This is a genomic window from Halorhodospira halochloris, from assembly GCF_002356555.2.
Lineage (GTDB): Bacteria > Pseudomonadota > Gammaproteobacteria > Nitrococcales > Halorhodospiraceae > Halorhodospira > Halorhodospira halochloris.
Genome location: NZ_AP017372.2, coordinates 1674320 through 1692093, shown reverse-complemented (window position 1 = coordinate 1692093; position 17774 = coordinate 1674320). Strand labels below are relative to the sequence as shown.

At 54.9% G+C, this 17774-nt stretch carries 14 protein-coding genes; 8 read left to right on the top strand and 6 right to left on the bottom strand.

The window, feature by feature from the left end:
- The first annotated feature begins 192 nt into the window (after positions 1-192).
- A complete protein-coding gene (locus HH1059_RS07710) occupies positions 193-3165 on the top strand; it encodes a response regulator (protein ID WP_109962875.1) in 2973 nt (990 codons plus the stop codon).
- 179 nt (positions 3166-3344) lie between these two features.
- Positions 3345-3950 carry a transglycosylase SLT domain-containing protein gene (locus tag HH1059_RS07705; protein ID WP_207148217.1) on the top strand — a complete coding sequence of 202 codons (606 nt, stop codon included), beginning with the start codon at positions 3345-3347 and terminating at the stop codon, positions 3948-3950.
- Positions 3951-4114: 164 nt separating this feature from the next.
- Here HH1059_RS07705 and HH1059_RS07700 read toward each other — a convergent pair whose 3' ends face one another.
- Entirely contained in the window at positions 4115-5020 is a 906-nt protein-coding gene (locus HH1059_RS07700; RefSeq protein ID WP_096409636.1) for a TIGR01777 family oxidoreductase, read from the bottom strand.
- A gap of 172 nt (positions 5021-5192) precedes the next feature.
- On the opposite strand from HH1059_RS07700, the gene HH1059_RS07695 reads away from it, so the two are divergent.
- A complete protein-coding gene (locus HH1059_RS07695) occupies positions 5193-5534 on the top strand; it encodes an H-NS histone family protein (RefSeq protein WP_096409635.1) in 342 nt (113 codons plus the stop codon).
- Between the two features lie 179 nt (positions 5535-5713).
- Here HH1059_RS07695 and HH1059_RS07690 read toward each other — a convergent pair whose 3' ends face one another.
- Together HH1059_RS07690 and HH1059_RS07685 are read right to left on the bottom strand one after the other, a co-directional pair.
- The gene (locus HH1059_RS07690; protein WP_420809700.1) at positions 5714-7762 is read right to left on the bottom strand and encodes a mechanosensitive ion channel domain-containing protein; all 2049 of its coding nucleotides are present in this window, start codon (positions 7760-7762) and stop codon (positions 5714-5716) included.
- An 11-nt stretch (positions 7763-7773) separates the two neighbouring features.
- A complete protein-coding gene (locus HH1059_RS07685) occupies positions 7774-9414 on the bottom strand; it encodes an AMP-binding protein (protein ID WP_096409634.1) in 1641 nt (546 codons plus the stop codon).
- 115 nt (positions 9415-9529) lie between these two features.
- Between HH1059_RS07685 and ilvD the strand changes: the two genes are divergently transcribed.
- The 3 genes from ilvD to HH1059_RS07670 all read left to right on the top strand — a co-directional run bounded on the left by ilvD (position 9530) and on the right by HH1059_RS07670 (position 12602).
- Complete coding sequence (gene ilvD / locus HH1059_RS07680; RefSeq protein ID WP_096409633.1) at positions 9530-11218, top strand: dihydroxy-acid dehydratase; 1689 nt, start codon at positions 9530-9532, stop codon at positions 11216-11218.
- Positions 11219-11266: 48 nt separating this feature from the next.
- Complete coding sequence (locus HH1059_RS07675) at positions 11267-11704, top strand: CBS domain-containing protein (protein ID WP_096410372.1); 438 nt, start codon at positions 11267-11269, stop codon at positions 11702-11704.
- A gap of 82 nt (positions 11705-11786) precedes the next feature.
- Positions 11787-12602 carry a DUF2189 domain-containing protein gene (locus tag HH1059_RS07670; protein WP_096409632.1) on the top strand — a complete coding sequence of 272 codons (816 nt, stop codon included), beginning with the start codon at positions 11787-11789 and terminating at the stop codon, positions 12600-12602.
- 51 nt (positions 12603-12653) lie between these two features.
- Here the strand turns inward: HH1059_RS07670 and HH1059_RS07665 are convergent, their stop codons facing one another.
- Positions 12654-13001, bottom strand: coding sequence for a hypothetical protein (locus HH1059_RS07665; RefSeq protein ID WP_096409631.1), 348 nt, complete (start codon positions 12999-13001; stop codon positions 12654-12656).
- Positions 13002-13232: 231 nt separating this feature from the next.
- Between HH1059_RS07665 and HH1059_RS07660 the strand changes: the two genes are divergently transcribed.
- On the top strand, positions 13233-13901 hold the full coding sequence (locus HH1059_RS07660; RefSeq protein ID WP_096409630.1) for a copper chaperone PCu(A)C: 669 nt from the start codon (positions 13233-13235) through the stop codon (positions 13899-13901).
- A gap of 114 nt (positions 13902-14015) precedes the next feature.
- Complete coding sequence (locus HH1059_RS07655; RefSeq protein WP_096409629.1) at positions 14016-16127, top strand: putative bifunctional diguanylate cyclase/phosphodiesterase; 2112 nt, start codon at positions 14016-14018, stop codon at positions 16125-16127.
- A gap of 167 nt (positions 16128-16294) precedes the next feature.
- Here HH1059_RS07655 and HH1059_RS07650 read toward each other — a convergent pair whose 3' ends face one another.
- Entirely contained in the window at positions 16295-16948 is a 654-nt protein-coding gene (locus HH1059_RS07650; RefSeq protein ID WP_096409628.1) for a hypothetical protein, read from the bottom strand.
- A 1-nt stretch (position 16949) separates the two neighbouring features.
- Positions 16950-17753, bottom strand: a complete 804-nt coding sequence (locus HH1059_RS07645; protein ID WP_096409627.1) for a TatD family hydrolase — start codon at positions 17751-17753, stop codon at positions 16950-16952.
- Positions 17754-17774: the final 21 nt, after the last annotated feature.

Genomic DNA, 17774 nt, shown 5'->3' with positions numbered 1-17774 from the left:
GACGCCGTGAATCCATCCCTGGAGGCTTCATGGCGCCATCCCTGGCGCCAAGACCTCCACAGGGTGAAGCAATTGGCTCAGGCGCAGTATTTTGAGCCCCCATTTGAGAATTTCAGTTTTTTCTAAGGTAGTATTATTCGGATACCATAAGTTCTATAGTGGTTGGGTAGGGTCTTGGCCAACGATGGGAGTATGACCGTGCCTTTGCTTTTAGCCTATACTGGTCGATCTCCAATCCCCGAGGAGGGAATTCTCGCCAGTCACGGATATGAGATTGAATACGCCGACAGCCAGCACGGCTTGTTTACCCGCCTGGGCGAGGAACCGGTTGTAACTCTGGTGCTCGCTGAGAGAGAGGTGCTTGGCGATGATGGGCAGTTGGCACACTTTCTTAACTTTTTCGCTAGCAGTTTTTCGCAGTCGCTTGTTCTGGTTGTAAATGATCAAAGCGCGCAGACGACCTTTTTGGCAAGCCGCGCCGGTAAGGTAGGGCATAGCGCTTGCTCTTGGCTGGTTCGCCCGTCACCTAAATCCGTGGTTTTATCTGTAGTCGATGCCTCCCGGCAGCTAGCTCAGGCGCGCCTTGAACTGGCCGAAAAACAGCGGCGCATGAGCTATGATGCCAGGGTGAATCGAGCCGTGGGCGAGATAGCTACGGAGTTGACGCGGATCGATTGCACCGTGCCAAAGATCGCCAATGTTGTCTATGAGCATTTACTGCAGATAACCGATAGCCCGCACGGTTTTGTCTCCTCCATTGATCCTGTCAGCTGGGAGAATGTGATACACACCTTTTCATCGATGAGTGAAAGTGGCGAGTGTGGTATAGCGCAGGCCAATGTAGTTTTTCCGCGCGGTGATGATGGCTATGAGCACCTATGGGGTTACTGCCTTAATACATTACAGGCTTTTTATACCAATGACCCAACTACTCACCCGGCTTGGGGGGATACTCTGCCCAAGGCTCATGTCCCGCTGCGCCGTTTTCTCTCCGCCCCGGCCTTATATGATGGGCGGCTTTACGGTCAGGTTGCCGTTGCCAACGCTGATCGTGATTACACCTATGATGATTTGAAAGGTGTTTTGGCACTAGCCGACCTGTTGGCGATTGCTATCCACCGCAACCGCTCGGAAGAGCAGCTGCTCGAAGCCCGTAAGGAGGCTGAGCAAGCTAATGCTGCTAAGAGTGATTTTCTTGCCAATATGAGCCACGAGATACGCACCCCGATGAACGGGGTGATTGGCATGGCCGGTTTGCTCCTGGATACTGACTTGAGCGATGAACAGCGTAGTTTTGTCAACTCTATCCATAGCAGCGGCGAGACATTATTGGCTCTCATTAACGATATCCTCGATTTCTCCAAGATAGAGGCTGGCCGGCTAGAGTTAGAACAGATCGATTTCGATTTAGATTATCTCCTTGAGGATTTTTCGCTGCCCATGGCGTTGCGTGCTCAAGAAAAGGGGCTTGAGCTAATCTGTTTCCCGGAGGGTGATTTGCCCGGCTTGGTGCAGGGTGATCCGGGCAGGCTGCGTCAAATCCTGAGTAATCTGGTTGGTAACGCCATAAAGTTTACTGAGCAGGGCGAGGTTGTTGTCCGCACCAGTCTGGTCAGCGAGGACAATGATGGGGCATTAGTTCGCTTTTCAGTGCAAGATACAGGCCCTGGGATTGCCAGCGACAAACAGCAACTATTATTTAAGAAATTTACTCAGATCGATAAATCAATAAGCCGTAAGTTTGGTGGTACTGGTCTGGGGTTGGCCATCTCTAAACAGCTTGCCGAGATGATGGGTGGCGAGATCGGGGTTAATAGCTCGCCCGGGCAGGGGGCGGAGTTCTGGTTTACCGCCAAATTGGTGCGCCAAGTAGTCGCTCACGAGCAGCGCGCCGGCCAGTTGCCCCCGGATCTGCAGAGGTCTAACGTACTCATAGTAGATGATAACGCTACCAATCGCGAGATTCTCTCTCGCCAGCTCGCCCAATGGGGGGCGCATCCGCAGGCTGTAGTCGATGGCAAAGAGGGCTTGGCCGCCATGTCCAGGGCGAGCCAAGAGGGCAGGCCGTTCGATTTAGCGATTGTCGACATGCAGATGCCAGAGATGGACGGCATGCAGATGGGTATGGAGGTGGCAAAAGAGCCATCCCTGCAAAAAACGCCGTTGGTTATGCTGACCTCTGTGGGGCAGCCAGGCGATGTTAGGCGCATGGAAGAGCTCGGTTTTGCCGCTTATATGAATAAGCCGATCCGCAAAACCGAGCTTTATGAGACGCTTTGCGCCGTGCTAAGTGAAGATAAGACGGATGATCATGCAACTCGCTCTATCATTACCCGCCACGTTGCGCGGGAACGTTTGCGTAACTCCCACGGCGGAGAAAACCTTGCCGGCCGGGTATTGGTGGTTGAGGATAATCAGGTAAATCAGCAAGTGGCTAGCGCGCTGTTGGAGAAGATGGGGCTTGAGGTTGATGTGGCTGCGGATGGAGTTGTTGCTTTACAGAGGCTGCGCCACCAGGTCTATGAGCTAGTTTTGATGGACTGTGAAATGCCCAACATGGATGGTTTTGAGGCGACATTGGCTATTCGTATTGGTGGAGCAGGGCAGAAAAACCGCAAAATCCCCATAATCGCAATGACTGCCCGGGCTATGAAGGGCGATCAGGATCGCTGCTTGCAGGTTGGTATGGATGAATACCTCTCCAAGCCGATCCAGCCGGAGGTCCTGCAACGTGTTTTGAAGCGCTATCTGCCCAGCGACAAAGCATTTGAGCGGCAACAAGCCGGGGATTCTACAAATTCAAATAACTCTGGTTTAACCGAGGATTTTTCAGTATTCGGTGAAAGTGAGTTGCTAGAGCGGGTGGGAGGGGATAGGCGGCTTATGGCCAGCCTGTTGGATCAGGCCCGGCAAAGCCTTGTCGATCTCTGCAAGGATTTGGGTAGTGCCCTACAGCAAAGGGATATTGGCCAAGTGGCCTTGCATGCCCACACTCTGAAAGGCCTTGCCGATAATATGGCTGCCTATAAGGTCAGAGACAATGCAGCGCAGATCGAAAGGCTCGCCAAGTCAGATGAGCGGGAGGATGATGATTTGCTTTGTGCTGTGGAGGGGGTGCGCAGCGCAGTGGAGGAGTTTTGCCAGTGCGTCAATCAGCGGCTGTAAGGAAGGCGCCTCGTTCTACCTGGCTGCCTCTAAAAACTTCCCCGACGCTCTTAGCTGCCCCGGTGTGGAGGACGTCGTCAATCCTTCCCTGGAGGCTTCATGGCGCCATCCCTGGCGCCAAGACCTCCACACCGGGGCAGCTAAGAGCGTCGGGGAAGTTTTTAGGGGCACCCATCTGGTTGTTGGTACTGTTGCTGCTTTTTGCTGCGGGATGTGCGCACAAGCCCCAGCCAGACAATATTGATGATATCTGTGATATCTTCGACCAGTACCCGCAATGGTACGATTATGCCAAACGCAGTGAGGAGCGTTGGCAAACGCCGATCGAGATACAGATGGCGTTTGTCCATCAAGAGTCATCTTTTGTCGCCGATGCCAGGCCACCGCGACCGCGCGTATTAGGGTTTATTCCCTGGTTTCGTTCGTCTTCTGCCTTCGGTTACGCGCAGGCGCAGAATCCTGTTTGGGGTGAATATCGCGAAGATGCTGCACGTCGAGACGCCCATCGTACCCAGATGATCGACGCACTCGATTTTATAGGCTGGTACAACCACAGGACTCATCAACGCCTCGGTATAGCCAAAGATGACGCGCGGCGTCTCTATTTGGCCTACCATGAAGGCCATGGTGGCTATCAGCGTGGTTCCTATCAGCAGAAGCCTTTCTTGCAACGTGTCTCGCGTAATGTTGAAAGGCGTGCGCGGGAGTATGCTGAGCAGCTCGAAGGGTGCGAAGACGATTTCAGGTGCTGGCGCTGGTATCAGTTTTGGCCGTTTTGCCGCTGAATCCGAGCCTCCCGGATTTGGCCTAGGAGAGGACCTCTAAAACTTCGCCGGCGCCACCATCTGCCCTGGTGTGTAGGACGCCGTGAATCCATCCCTGGAGGCTTCATGGCGCCATCACTGGCGCCATCCCTGGTGCCAAGACCTCCGCGAGGTTAGAGTCTCTCCTAAGCAGTCTGTTTATCGAAAATTTCGCTCAGCGCTTGCTCCAATTCAGGGTATTTGAATTCGAAGCCGCTCTCCTGTAGGCGCTGTGGTTTCATTTTTGCCCCGGTGAGCAGTACTCGCGACATTTCACCGAAGATAAGCTTCAGTGCCAGTTCTGGAACCGGCAATATAGCTGGTCGGCTGAGTTTGGCAGCCAAGGCCCGGGTAAACTCGGCGTTAGTCACCGGGTTAGGGGCTGAGGCGTTGAATGCCCCACCGAGCTTTTCATTCTCAAGCAAGAACACTATAAGCCTAATGAGATCCTCGCGGTGAATCCACGGCATGTATTGCTTGCCGCTGCCTAGGGTGCCGCCCAGTCCCATTTTGAAGGCCGGTAGCATCTTGGCTAAGGATCCCCCGTCGCGGTCTAGTACTAGCCCTATGCGCACGAGGGCGACGCGTACGCCGTAATCCTCAGCCTGTTGGGCAGCTGATTCCCACTGTTGGCAAAGTTCGGCAATGAACTCATTGCCAGCAGGGCTTTGCTCGGTGATTTCTTCATCACCGCGGTCACCATAATAGCCCATGGCTGAGCCGGAGATTAAGCAACGCGGCGGTTGCTTAAGTTGCCCGCATAGCTCTACTAAAGCATTGGTAGTCTCTATCCGAGAGTCAATAAGGCGCTGTTTTTTGGCTTCGCTCCAGCGCCCCTCGGCGATTGAGTCGCCGGCGAGATTTACAATAGCCTCAGGCTGGTTTTCCGCAAAATTATGGATCTCGGGGCGAATTTCAGTGCGCGGGGGTAGCTTTGCTTGAGCGCGTCCGGGGTTTCGGGAAACAACCAGCAACTCGTGGCCTTTTTCATGCAGACGCTGGCAAAGCAGGCTGCCGACAAAACCGCTGCCACCTGTGATTAGTATACGCATGGTGCCCCTCATAAGGCTGTTGGAGATAAGGCATATAAACCTTGGTGTGATCGTTGTCGTAGATTTTAACAGTAATTCGGATTGTAACAATATTTGTACTTGAGTGAATTGCGTTTTAGCATTAAACTTGCGGTGCATTTCCCCCCGATGCATAAAGATTAGGAGATTGATAATGGGTAGTCAGCTGGATGCGATTAATTTAGAAGCGTTTACCGATAGCGAACTCAAAGAGCTTGAACGTTGTATAGAACGTGAGCAATCACGGCGTGAGCGTGACCGTATTAAGGAAGCGCAGCGCGAGCTAAGGCTGGTTGCTGCAAAATACGGGGTGAGGCCCGAGGATCTATTAGGTGGCAAAGAAAAGACAGGCTCTTCGGGTAGAAAGGTGCCAATAAAGTTTCGTCACCCGGAGGACCCTGCTAAGGCGTGGAGTGGTCGTGGCAGAACGCCGAAGTGGGTCGAGCAGTGGGAGGCATCTGGTGGTAGCCGCGATCAGCTGCGGGTTGACGGCTAGCTGAAGGCTTGCGCGCGCCGCGTACTTCCCTATTTATACGTCGGTTATTACGCCGTATACATCCGCCTCAAGGTAGGCTCTAAAAGCGTCCTCGATGCCACTAGCTGCCCTGGTGTGTGGAGGTCATGGCGCCAGGGATGGCGCCATGAAGCCTCCAGGCTGAGGATTCTCTGTTCCTGTTAACCAACATTCTCAATACGGGCAGCTGGTGCTCTGCCATATTTGTCTTGGCCAAAGTAGAGAGTACGGTGAGGGAAGGGTATTTCAATTCCGGCCTTGTCAAACTCTTTCTTGACCAGCTCGTTATAGGCCCTGCCCACTGCCCATTGCATGCCGGGTGCCGTTTTAATTCGGATGCGAATATTGACTGAGCTGTCCCCTAGCGATGAGACACCGTCGAGCCAGAATTCGTCATAGACGGCGTCGGCTATTTCCTGGTCAGGGTGGTTTTTCAACTCCCGGTAAGCGGCCTCAAAGTGGGGTTTGACCTCATCAAGATCTTCTCGGTAAGCAACGCCGTAGTTGCCGACATGGTAGGCAAAATGGCGGGTAAAGTTGGCAATGCTGTCTACCGAAGAGAATGGGATAAAGTGGAATGTGCCGGCTAGATCGCGGATGTTGACCGATCTTACCGTAAGTTTTTCCACTGTTCCGGTGACTCCTGCGGCAGTTATTATATCTCCTACATCGATGGAATGTTCCAGCTGAATAAAGACGCCGGTGATAATATCCTGCACCATCTTTTGAGCGCCGAAGCCGATTGCCAGACCAAGGACACCTGCACCAGCTATCAATGGGCCGATATTTATCCCTATCTCGGCCAGCACTATCATTGTCGTGAGGGTGACCAGAACTACTGCTAGGGCGTTACGAAACAGTGTTAGCAGGGTCTGTTCGCGAGCCGTCGGCTTGCCTTTGCCGACCTCTGGATTCAGGCGGTGTTCGATCCAGCTCGCAGCAACTATCCAGGCAGCGATGGCGGCGATTAAAACCAGCCCGACCGAAACAACTATGCCAATTATGTTTAAGCCCGCCTCAGAGCTTATCCAAGCAAAAAAGTCGAGAAGCCCCCAGGCGTCTAGGAGAAGGGCTAGTACCGTTACTATTATTAATGCCCTAACCGCCTTCAGGGCGATCGGGATATATGAGTTAAGACGGCCTTCCAGCAGCGGGAAGTGTTGACGTTTCTCTGCACTCAGATGGATTCGGCGTGAGGTTGCTTGAGTTAAGGCTACTGCGATAAGGGCGCCCAGCACTACAACAATAAGGCTTTGTGCGGTTGCTTGAGCCATATAGGGTAGGGCGCTCTCCGGCTGGGTAACGGTAACTACAGCAAGTGCGCCAAAATAGGCGATAACCAGCCAGTGCCAAGTCCAGGCTAGAGTAGAAAGAGTTACTCGAGTAAACATAACCTTGGCTTTAGCAGCACTTGCCTCAAGCCTTTTGCGCATATCATTGCGGTTTCTCAGGGCAACCGTCATGGCGTAGAAAAAGGCTGTGGCCATGATGATTAAGGTTGCCAGCTGTCCAACCAGATCGGATATGGTGCGCGAGAACAGTGGCACCAGGAAGAGCAAACCGTAACCTATGAGGCCAGCCATTCGCGCTAGCCGGCTGTTCCAGTAAGAGGCGTAGTCCGTCTCAATAGGTAGCAGCCGCAGGCCGCTGTTGCGCACGGCAAAGAGGATGCGCAGGATTGCCTTGACCCCTTCGGTAATCAGGAAGGCGTTAAGGAAAAGTGATTGGCGCATCTCTATTGAGCCGGTCTCGCCAAGCAGAAATAGCGCTAAGGCGTAGCCGCCGAGCCAGGCAATTAGTACTGTCGCCAGATCCGCTAGTGCGGCGCTACTGACGCCAATTGCCCGACGCAGGGTGTGGAGACGCTCATCGCCTTGCTGAGCCCATTTCTCGGCCTTTATAAAAAAGGGCCGGGCAACAGGTCGCAGGGCGAATAGAAGTGCGACAGTTACACCGATGATGATCAACAGATCGCTTAGCTCTATGGTGGCCAGCCATAGCTGCGTGCCTAGCTGTTCACCTTCCAGTTCATTCAGAGCGGTACCTATTTGGCGCAGCTGTTCGGCTAGGTTATGGGCAAACGTTTGGGTCATTTCGGCAACACGGCGTGCCGGTTCAGCGGCATCTTCTCCTGCTTCCGCCAGGGCGGCGAGGGGGAATAAGGCTAGCGCGCCCAAGACGATGCGCGTCATTAGGTAAGCGATGTGCAAATGTGCCACGTTCATGGTTTCCTTAGTTCACGTCTGAGTATCTTGCCACTCGGGGTTTTCGGCAGTTCGTCGATAAAGTGAAGTTCGCGCGGGGCTACCGCGGTACCGAGGCGCTGGCGGGCATAGGCAATAAGGTCGTGGCGGAGTTTTTCGGCGTCTTGCACAGGGTTACGGGGTACCACCCATGCCGCTACTAGGTGCCCGGCCACGGCATCTGGGACTGCGCTAACGCCGCACTCTACAACCTCGGGATGGTGGTTTAATACGGCTTCAACCTCAGCGGGGCCGACCATATGTCCGGCGGTTTTGATAACGTCATCGGCCCTGCCAATGAAGCGCAGCTCGCCATTTCTATCCCATTGTGCCAGATCACCCGACCGATACCAGTCGTCAATGAAGGCTTGGCGGTAGCTCTCCGGTGCCCCCAAGTAGGCCCTGAACATGGACGGCCAGCCGCGCTTGATGAGTATCTCACCGGTTTGCCCGGGCCGGGTTATCGGCTTTACCTGCTGGTGGTCGATCTCGGCAATAATCATCTCTATCCCAGGCGCCGAGCGCCCCATTCTAGCAGGAGTCAGCGGGTCATCAGCGTATTGGGCGGTTATTATGGAGCCCGTTTCTGATTGCCACCAAGCGTCGCGGGTAGGCAGATTTAGGTGCTGCTGAGTCCACTCGGTAAGGGCAGGGTCGAGTGGCTCGCCGGTGCTGAAGATGCGCTCCAGGTTGCTCAACTCGTGGTGGTAAGTATCGACTGCACTACGCCGCAGAAGGCGCAAAGCTGTGGGCGTGGTAAGCCAACATTGAATGGCTTCTTCGGCCAGTATGTCGTACCATCGAGCCGCCTCGAGCTTGCCCTCGTCGACTACTAGGGTTGCGCCACAGAGCAGGGGGGCAAGGAGTCCATAAGCAACTCCCGTGACCCAGCCTGGATCTGCAGTGCACCAGTAGCGTGTTCCCGGTTCCAGGCCTAGCACTAGTCGTCCCGAGGTGAGCAGGGCCGCTGCGGCACGATGGACATGGAGAACGCCTTTAGGCGGGCCGGTTGTGCCGCTGGTGAAGAGCAACAAAGCGGGGAATTCAGCGGCGGTGACTAAGCCTTCGTTGGGAGTATTCGCCGCGGGTGCGGTGCAGAATTGTTGCCACGATTCGGCGCCGGGTGCTTCACCGTCGATGAGGACAATATGCTCGAGGCTCGGCAAAGCTCCACGGATGGGGGCTATGCGCTGCTCATATAGTTGCTTGGTGGTGATTACCACTCGCGCCTCGCCGACCTCAAGGCGGCGGCGGATCGGATCGGGGCCGTAGACAGAGAATAAGGGCGCATAGACCGCCCCGTGATGCAGGGTACCTAGGGCGGCGATATACAATTCAGGGCGGCGCGGGGCTATGGTGCAGACCCGCTCCGCTAGGCGGATGCCGCGGTGTTTGAGGGCGGCAGCGAAGCGCTGCGCCTCGGCACTGAGCTCGGCGTAGGTGTAAACGGTGCGTTGGTTGGTGGAGCTGCGCCAAATCAGCGCCGGTTGGTGCGCACGGCCGGCCGCCAGGTTGCGCTCCAGGCATTGATAGGCCAGGTTTAAGCCGCCGTCGGGCTGCTCATCCAGCCAGTTTTTTTCTACTTCGAGCCAGGAAATTGTTGGTGCTTGCGCGCCCATGGGCGCCTCGATGCTGCTGATTAAGGATAATTCCGTTATCCTGATCCCTATTGGTCCTCGAGTGCAAGGGCTACAGACAAAGAATATGTGTTGGATATAGTTAGAGGAGTGCTAGATGGCAGATAATCGACGCAGCCGTGTTATTACCCAGGGAGTGGCTCGTACGCCCAATCGTGCCATGTTGCGGGCGGTAGGCTTTACTGATGATGATTTCGACAAGCCCATAATCGGTGTTGGCAATGCTCACAGCACCATTACCCCATGCAATATAGGCATTGGCGCTATGGCCGGGAAGGCCGATAAGGCGCTGCGTGAGGCGGGGGCTATGCCGGTAATGTTTGGCACTATAACCGTCTCGGATGGCATCTCTATGGGGACTGAGGGGATGAAATACTCGCTGGTCTCCCGCGAGGTTATTGCCGATTCAATAGAGACCGTCGGTGGTGGCCAACGCCTTGATGGGGTGCTCGCAACCGGTGGCTGCGATAAGAACATGCCTGGGGCCATGATCGCCCTTGCCCGCTTGGATGTGCCCTCAATATTTGTCTACGGCGGCACCATCAAGCCTGGCCATTACCAGGGCGAAGATCTGACTGTGGTGAGCGCCTTCGAGGCGGTGGGCAAATATAACGCGGGCAACCTTAGTGACGAGGACCTGCAGGGGGTGGAGCGTAACGCCTGTCCTGGGGCCGGCTCGTGTGGCGGTATGTTCACCGCCAATACCATGTCGAGTGCATTTGAGGCCATGGGCATGAGCCTTATGGGTTCATCCACCGTATCGGCGGAGGATGATGAGGCAGGCGAGGTTGCTGAGGCTGCAGCAAAGGCCCTTATGGATGCGGTCCACCATGATCGCAGACCGTCGCAGATGCTCACCCGTAAGGCCTTTGAGAACGCCTTTGCGGTGGTAATGGCCGTCGGCGGGTCGACCAACGCTGTGCTCCATTTGCTAGCCATTGCCAATACCGCTGAGGTTCCCTTCGATCTTGATGATGTTGAGGCTATTCGGCGCAAGGTGCCGGTTTTGTGCGACCTCAAACCTTCTGGGCGGTTTGTTACTAGCCAGTTCCATGAGGTAGGGGGCACCCCTCAGGTTATGCGCATTCTGCTTGAGCACGGCTTACTGCACGGCGATTGTATGACCGTCACCGGTCAAACGGTTGAGCAACTGATCAGTCACCTGCCAGCTGAACCGCCGGCGAATCAAGAGATAATAATGCCGTTCGACAAACCCCTATATCCGCAGGGCCATTTGGCAGTGCTGCGGGGCAATCTTGCCGAAGAGGGCGCTGTTGCCAAGGTGACAGGGATAAAACAGCGCAAGATTAGTGGCCCCGCGCGGGTATTCGACTCTGAGGAGGAGTGCCTGGAGGCCATTTTGGCTGACCGTGTGCAGGCTGGAGATGTGATCATAGTCAGGTATGAGGGCCCTAAAGGCGGCCCTGGAATGCGCGAAATGCTGGCTCCAACCTCGGCGATAATCGGCAAGGGGTTGGGTGATAGCGTCGGCTTGATCACTGATGGGCGTTTTTCTGGTGGCACCTACGGCATGGTGGTTGGGCATGTTGCTCCGGAGGCCTATGATGGCGGTACAATTGCCCTAGTCTGTGAGGGGGATAGAGTTACAATTGATGCCGACAGCAATCTGTTGCAGCTCGAGGTCGATGAGCATGAACTCGAGCGGCGTCGCGCTGCTTGGCAGATCCCTCAGCCGCGCTATCGGCGCGGGGTGCTGGGCAAGTATGCACGTTTAGCTTCATCCGCCAGTCGGGGAGCGGTAACAGACGCCGACCTGTTTGATTAAGAGATGCGGCGGTACTTGAAGCGATTAGATGATTTTGCGGAGATTGCTATGAAACTACCTGACATTATGAGTGCCAAGTTGGTTACCGGGGATCCAGAAGAGGGGCTGCGGGAGGCCTTTTTTAAGATGCGCCACAACAACATCCGCCATTTGCCGGTGGTGGATGCCGATATGCAGCTCTTGGGCATGGTCACGGACCGTGATCTGCGCCGACCTGACTGGGTGGATGAGGCCCCGGATTTGGCCCACATCTACTATCTCGATGATAATATGTCACTCAAGGACGTCATGACTCGCAATCCCCTTCTGGTGCATACCTATGATTCTGTGCAGCGCGCTGCACAGATCATGCGTGAGAATCGCTTTGGTGCGTTGCCGGTGCTGAACAAGGAGCAGCGCTTGGTCGGGATGGTCTCGGCGGTAGATATGCTCCATGTGCTCGAAGAGCTGATTGATCGGATCGATTCCCCTAAGCAGGCGCACTGATTCTCTTGCGGTTTTTCCAGGATAATGGCTCTGGGGAAGTTTCTAGAGGCGCCCATTGGAATGACTTGGTGAGACAAAGGAAGTGAAGGCCCTAGGACCACGCCGGCGTGAACCGGAATCCTGGCAGGGGTGGCTAGGTGCGGCGCTGGAGCTTATTTGGCGCCGCATTGGCCTGTTTGGTATTTACTCGGTCGCAGTTGTTATGGCGATGCTTGCTGCATACAGCGTCGCCTGGGCTCCTGCCCGAATACTTCTAGTTTTGCTTCTAGTTGTGATTTCCTTGGTGCTCTTTATCCGCCTGGCTCTGGTTGCCGATTATAATCGGGAGCCGAAGTATCTCTACATAATCCCGGGCAATCTCGATGTCGCCTTAGCGATAACGGTGGGGGCTGCTCTGTTCGCCGGCTATGGTGCCTTCCTGCCGGGGTTTTTTGAGCCCTTGGCCGAATCTTTACAACAGATGCTGGTTGGTTTGGGCCTCTATGAGACCCGCCTTGAAACAGGCGCCCCGGCACCGCCACCTGCTTCGCAACTGTTTGTCGAGGTGGTGTTCATGGCCGGGGGTGTGTGGGGCGTTGCAGCATTCTCAGCCGGTTTAGGATTGCTGGCGTTTGGGCAGTGGTTTCTCCTGCCGATGGTTGTTTTACATGCTTCGCCCGTGGGTATGAGTATGGTGACGAGCTTGCGAGCCTACTCTCTTAACCCGGTACCAATGACCGGTCTGTTGGGCATTTTGTTGGTTATGTTGGCCCTGGTGATTGTCTCTTTGGGGTGGTTGGCTCCTTTCATGCTGCCTGTGCTCGGGGCATTGCTGTACACCTCGTACCGTGATGTATTCCTCGAGCGAGACTACAATCACCCCCCGGGTCCGCCCGTATTGACCGACTCTGAGGCTTAAGGGGGCGAACTTTATAGAGGTGCCAAATAAGGCACTGGTCAACATTAATCGTTAAGTCTCTGCGCTTAGTTCGGCTGCGCACTCAAGGCGATAGAGCATGTCATCAATCCTTCGCGCAGCATCCGCCCAGACACTATCACCGTCACTTAGGGCCATCTCGTTGTAGCGATCCCGCTCGGCGCGGAGGATTGATGCTACATCCTCTGCGGGGAGTGGACGGACTTGCTCACGGTTGGCCTCTTCTGGTGATCCTGGCAAAAGCGCGTAAAACCACCCGGTGTAGGCGTCTGTGTCGCGATTGGCGGGTACTATGCCGTGGGCGATAAAGCCTCCTTCGGCAAATATCTTTTCCTGGTTGTGCCTTTCCGCGTACTCTGGGCTGACTAGCGCTGTGAACATTGTGCTCTCCTAAAGCAAAAGATTGCTTATGCTGTCCTGCAACATATTCTAAACGCCTAAACATGAAATGTGAACCACTCATCATGTATAATTTTGCTTGTCTAAAGAAAGCTGGTGAGTAGCCGATAAGCAGTGCAAAAGGAGTCTTGCTGTGCAGGCTGGGCTAGGTGCTGGCCACCTCTCAGTCTCTTTGACTGCTCCTGAAAGGAAATTGCCAATTAAGAGGCTGCAATGTCCCTGCGCAACTGGGTCGCTATAGCAACGGCGGCGTTACTGGCTACTCCAAGTGCTGTGGGCCAGGATCGCGGCGGACAGCCGCGGGAAGGGGTGCGCCTGCCTATTTTAGGCCAGGATCGAGAACCAATAGATATGCTGAAGATGCGCCCGGAAGAGGTTGAGAGGGAGTTGCAGCGGCGCGAACAGGAGCTAAGACCTCCTACCTTAGCGAGGGCATTGCAACCGCTGCCCGATATTCCAACTGACGCCTTTGATTTCGTAGAAGAGCCAACAGAAGAGCCGGAGGAGCAAGCAGCGGAGGCGGTTGAGGTGGAGGGCTTCTGGGTTGCCGAGAGTCGTCCAGGAGAGGGCACCATTCAGGCCGAGCTTGATTTAGCTAACCGGTCAGAGAGTTCCCATAGTTTAGTTTATGTTTATACAGATGCAGCCGAAGAGGCTATCCTGCATATTACCCATTGGATTGCAGGGGTAAGGCATGTGCAACGACTCGAAGAGTTGCATCTGCCTCCTGAGCAACGGGTTGAGCTGCGCCCGGGAGGACCTCGGCTGCTGTTGGTGGATCTACGCAGGCCATTGAGCCGCGGCGAGGTGGTATCGGTGACCCTGCAGTTTGCAGATGGCAGCCGCAAGACGGTTGAAGCCCCGGTGCACAGCTATTACTGATTGTCCTGCTATCCAGCCTAGATAGCCTTCCCAAGGGCGGCATACTAAACCTTACTGGGTTTGATGGCCGCCTGCAGTTGATGGATCCCCATCAACGGGGATTTTGGAGGGTATGTGTTAGTTAACCCAAGCCGGCGAGCACTCTACATTAGTCTGGCCTATGTGGTTTTAGCCCTAGCTTGGATATTTGGCAGCGATGCCGCAGTAGTTTTCCTATTCCCCCCTGAATGGTCAGTAGTGCTGCAGCTAGCCAAAGGCGTTGTCTTCGTCTTGGTAACTGCAATGCTGCTCTTTTGGTTACTCTCGCGCATTGAGCGTTATTCCAGTGAAAGTCAGCAGTTGCGCAAATCGCAACTCCACGCCCAGCAAATGCGGGATACGTATGCAGCGTTGAGCGCGGCTAATCACGCAATGATGAAGGAAGGTGATAAATACAATCTATTCACCCAAATCTGCCAGATCGTGGTCCATTACTGCGGCGTGAGGATGGCCTGGATAGGGTTAGTTGAGCCAGATGGCCACTGGGTGGTGCCTGTGGCGTGGGATGGTGATGAACTTGGTAAGTGGTATTTAAAGCAGATAAAGGTTAGTTCTGACCCCGAGCTGCCTGAGGGTAGGGGGCCGGTTGGCAGGTCACTGGCCACTCAGCAAACAGTACTATTTCAGGATTTCCTGGAAGATCCTGATGCTGCCCCATGGCACTATGCAGCTCGCCAGGCCGGGTTTGCAGCAGTAGCCGCCTTCCCCTTATCCCATTCGGGACAAGTGATAGGCAGCTTAGCTGTATACGCCAGCGATGAGGGCTATTTTTCTGCAGAGGTAATAGCTTTGATTGAAGACTTGGCTGCTGATGTCGGATTTGCAGTTGAGGCCATGGAGCGCGAGACAGAGCGACGCCGGCAGAATGAGCGGATTGAATATTTGGCGCAGCACGACCTGATCACTGGCCTGTTAAATCGCAGTACCATGACGGTAAAGATTGATGAAGCGATAGGGGCTCGCAGAGGGGACGGCAAGTCTGCAGCCTTACTGTTTATCAATCTGGATAGGTTTCGGTTTATCAACGATGCCTTCGGTTACCATACCGGTGATATTCTGCTGCATAAGGCCGCGCAACGCCTGCGTTCGCTGCTCGGGCCCGGCATGGAGCTGTCTCGTCATGGTGCAGACGAGTTTTTGGTGCTAATCAACGAGGTTTCTGGTCGTGAGGAGGGCGCTGCATTAGCCACCCAGATTATTGATAGTTTTTCGCTTCCGCTGCGTTATATGGACTTGGAGCATACGGTATCGCCCAGTATCGGCGTGGCGATATATCCTCAGGATGCCACAGATTCGGCAGCTTTGATAAATAATGCCGAGATAGCTATGCAGGCTGCCAAAAGGGGTGGCAGGAGCAGGTTCTGCAACTTTACTGTCGAGATGCAAAGTGTTGTGCAGCACCGCCTTGCTCTTGAGGCTAATCTGCGCGGTGCTCTGGAACGAGGTGAGATAGAACTTTGGTATCAGCCCCAACTAGATATTAAAGATATGCGGTTGGTCGGGGTAGAGGCGCTTATGCGCTGGTGCCACCCGGAGCGAGGCTGGGTCTCTCCTGGCGAATTTATTCCGATAGCCGAAGAGAGCGGTCTTATTGTTGAGCTTGGCGATTGGGCCATTGCCGAAGCGTGTGCTCAGGCCGCTCAGTGGCACTCTGAGGGGCTGCTAGCTGGACCAGTAGCAGTCAATGTTTCGGCAGCTCAACTGATCAGGGGCGGGATGGCGGAAAAGGTTGATAATATCCTGGCTCGGAGTAACATCTCTGCGCCTATGCTGCAGCTGGAAATGACTGAAAGCATGTTTTTGCATGAAAGTGGATCGCTATCCGAGACACTGGAATCATTTAATCGCAGGGGATTGCGCCTGGCTGTAGATGATTTTGGCACTGGCTACTCTAATCTCGGTTACCTCAAACGCTTGCCCTTGGCCAAGCTCAAAATAGATAAGTCATTTGTTCTCAGCCTGCCAGATGATGTTGAGGACGCGGTGATTACCAGAACCATAGTGAGTATGGCGGTGGGCCTGAATTTGCGCGTTATCGCGGAGGGTGTGGAGACGCGTGAGCAGCTCGCATATCTGCAGCAGATAGGCTGTCATGAAGGCCAAGGGTTTCTGTTCGGCAGGCCTCAACCGGCAGATGAGCTGACAGCAAGGATGCGCAGTGCTCAGGGGTGGTTGGTTGATGAGTAACCGGCTGCAGATCAGGGCGCCTCAAAAAAACTCCGCCGGCGCCACCATCTGCCCCGGTGTGGAGGTCTTGGCGCCAGGGATGGCGCCATGAAGCCTCCAGGGATGGATTCACGGCGTCCTCCGCACCGGGGCAGATGGTGGCGCCGGCGGAGTTTTAGAGGTTCCAATCAGTGCCCTTCGAAATAGTAGCGCAGCCCAAGACCGAGAAAGTTAGAACCACCTCTGATTCCGCCAAATAGCCCGAAGACTCCCGAGCGATGATGGATTCTAGTAAAGGCCCGCCAGTTGCTCTGCGGCGGCCCTGCCTCCAGCTCAAAGAGCAAGTAATTTAACAGCTGAACTGACTCTTCAGAATCGTCTCTGGTGCCGCGCGGTTCTAGGGGAGGAGGCTCGCTGGCCCAGGACAGCCCTTCGCCGAAGGCAAAACTGGTATCGAGGTAGGCATCCCAGGGGGTTTTGCTCCAGCGTGCTATGAGTACGGCGTTGAGTTCATAGTGCGACTGCTTACCGCTGTGCTTGACTGCTTGAGCCTCGGTGAAAAAATCAAATCCCCACAAGTTAAGGCCGAGAGGGTGGCCAAAATTTACTGAAGTCAGATAAGAGTTTTGGAACTCGGTGCGGCCTCGAGTGAAAATGTGGACTAGTCGGTTGTCGACGTGCTGTGCGGCGTAAAATGAAACATAAGGCAGGTTGGGAAGGTTGTTTTGCCCTTTAGTTGCTGTCGATGCCGCTGTGGGGTAACAAAACACCCCCACTGTCAGCAGCAGTGGGGCACACGCTGCTACGCTTATGTGGCGCGCTGAGGTGAGCCTGGTTAGCATCTTAGTCTACACGGAAAAACCTCCGCGCCACCTGAGCTGAGGTAAGGGCCAATTCCTCCACATCACGTCCACTGTAGTGTGCCACCGCTCGGCCTATGTGGGGAAGTAGCGAGGGCTCATTGCGCCTGTTTTTAACCGGTAGGCCTGCTTGCTGGGGGTCGACGTCACGAGGCAAAAGGTAAGGGCAGTCAGTCTCTACCATAAGAGATTGCCGCGGTATCTCAGCAACCGCTCGGCGGAGTGATTGGCCACGGCGTTCATCGCAAATCCACCCGGTAACTCCGATATGCAAGCCTAGTTCAAGGTAGTCACGCGCCTCTTCTGGGCCTTCGGTGAAGCAGTGAGCGACGCCGTCAACCAACTCGTCGCGGTAGGCGCGGACTATCTCGACAAAACGCTTGTGAGCGTCGCGTTGGTGCAGGAAGACCGGCAACTTGAGCTCGGCAGCGAGTTCAAGGTGGCGCTCGAATACCCGCTGCTGGACTTCCGGCGGCGAGTGGTTGCGGTAAAAATCCAGGCCGGTCTCGCCGATTGCCACCACTTCGGGTTGGGCTGCAAGCTCACGCAGCACCGATTCCGACTCGGAACTGAATTGACTGGCCATGTGGGGGTGGAAACCTGCTGTAGAATATAGGGTCCCCGGATGCTGGCTGGCTAGCGCTTGCGCCTTGATAGACTCTCGCTCATCCGTGCCGGTGATGAACATCTGCACCACCGCGGCCTCGTGGGCCCTTTCGAGAACCCCATGCAGGTCTTTTTTGAATGTATGATGGGTTAGGTTGGCACCGATATCTATCCATTCCATATAGAGATTGTAACCTATTGC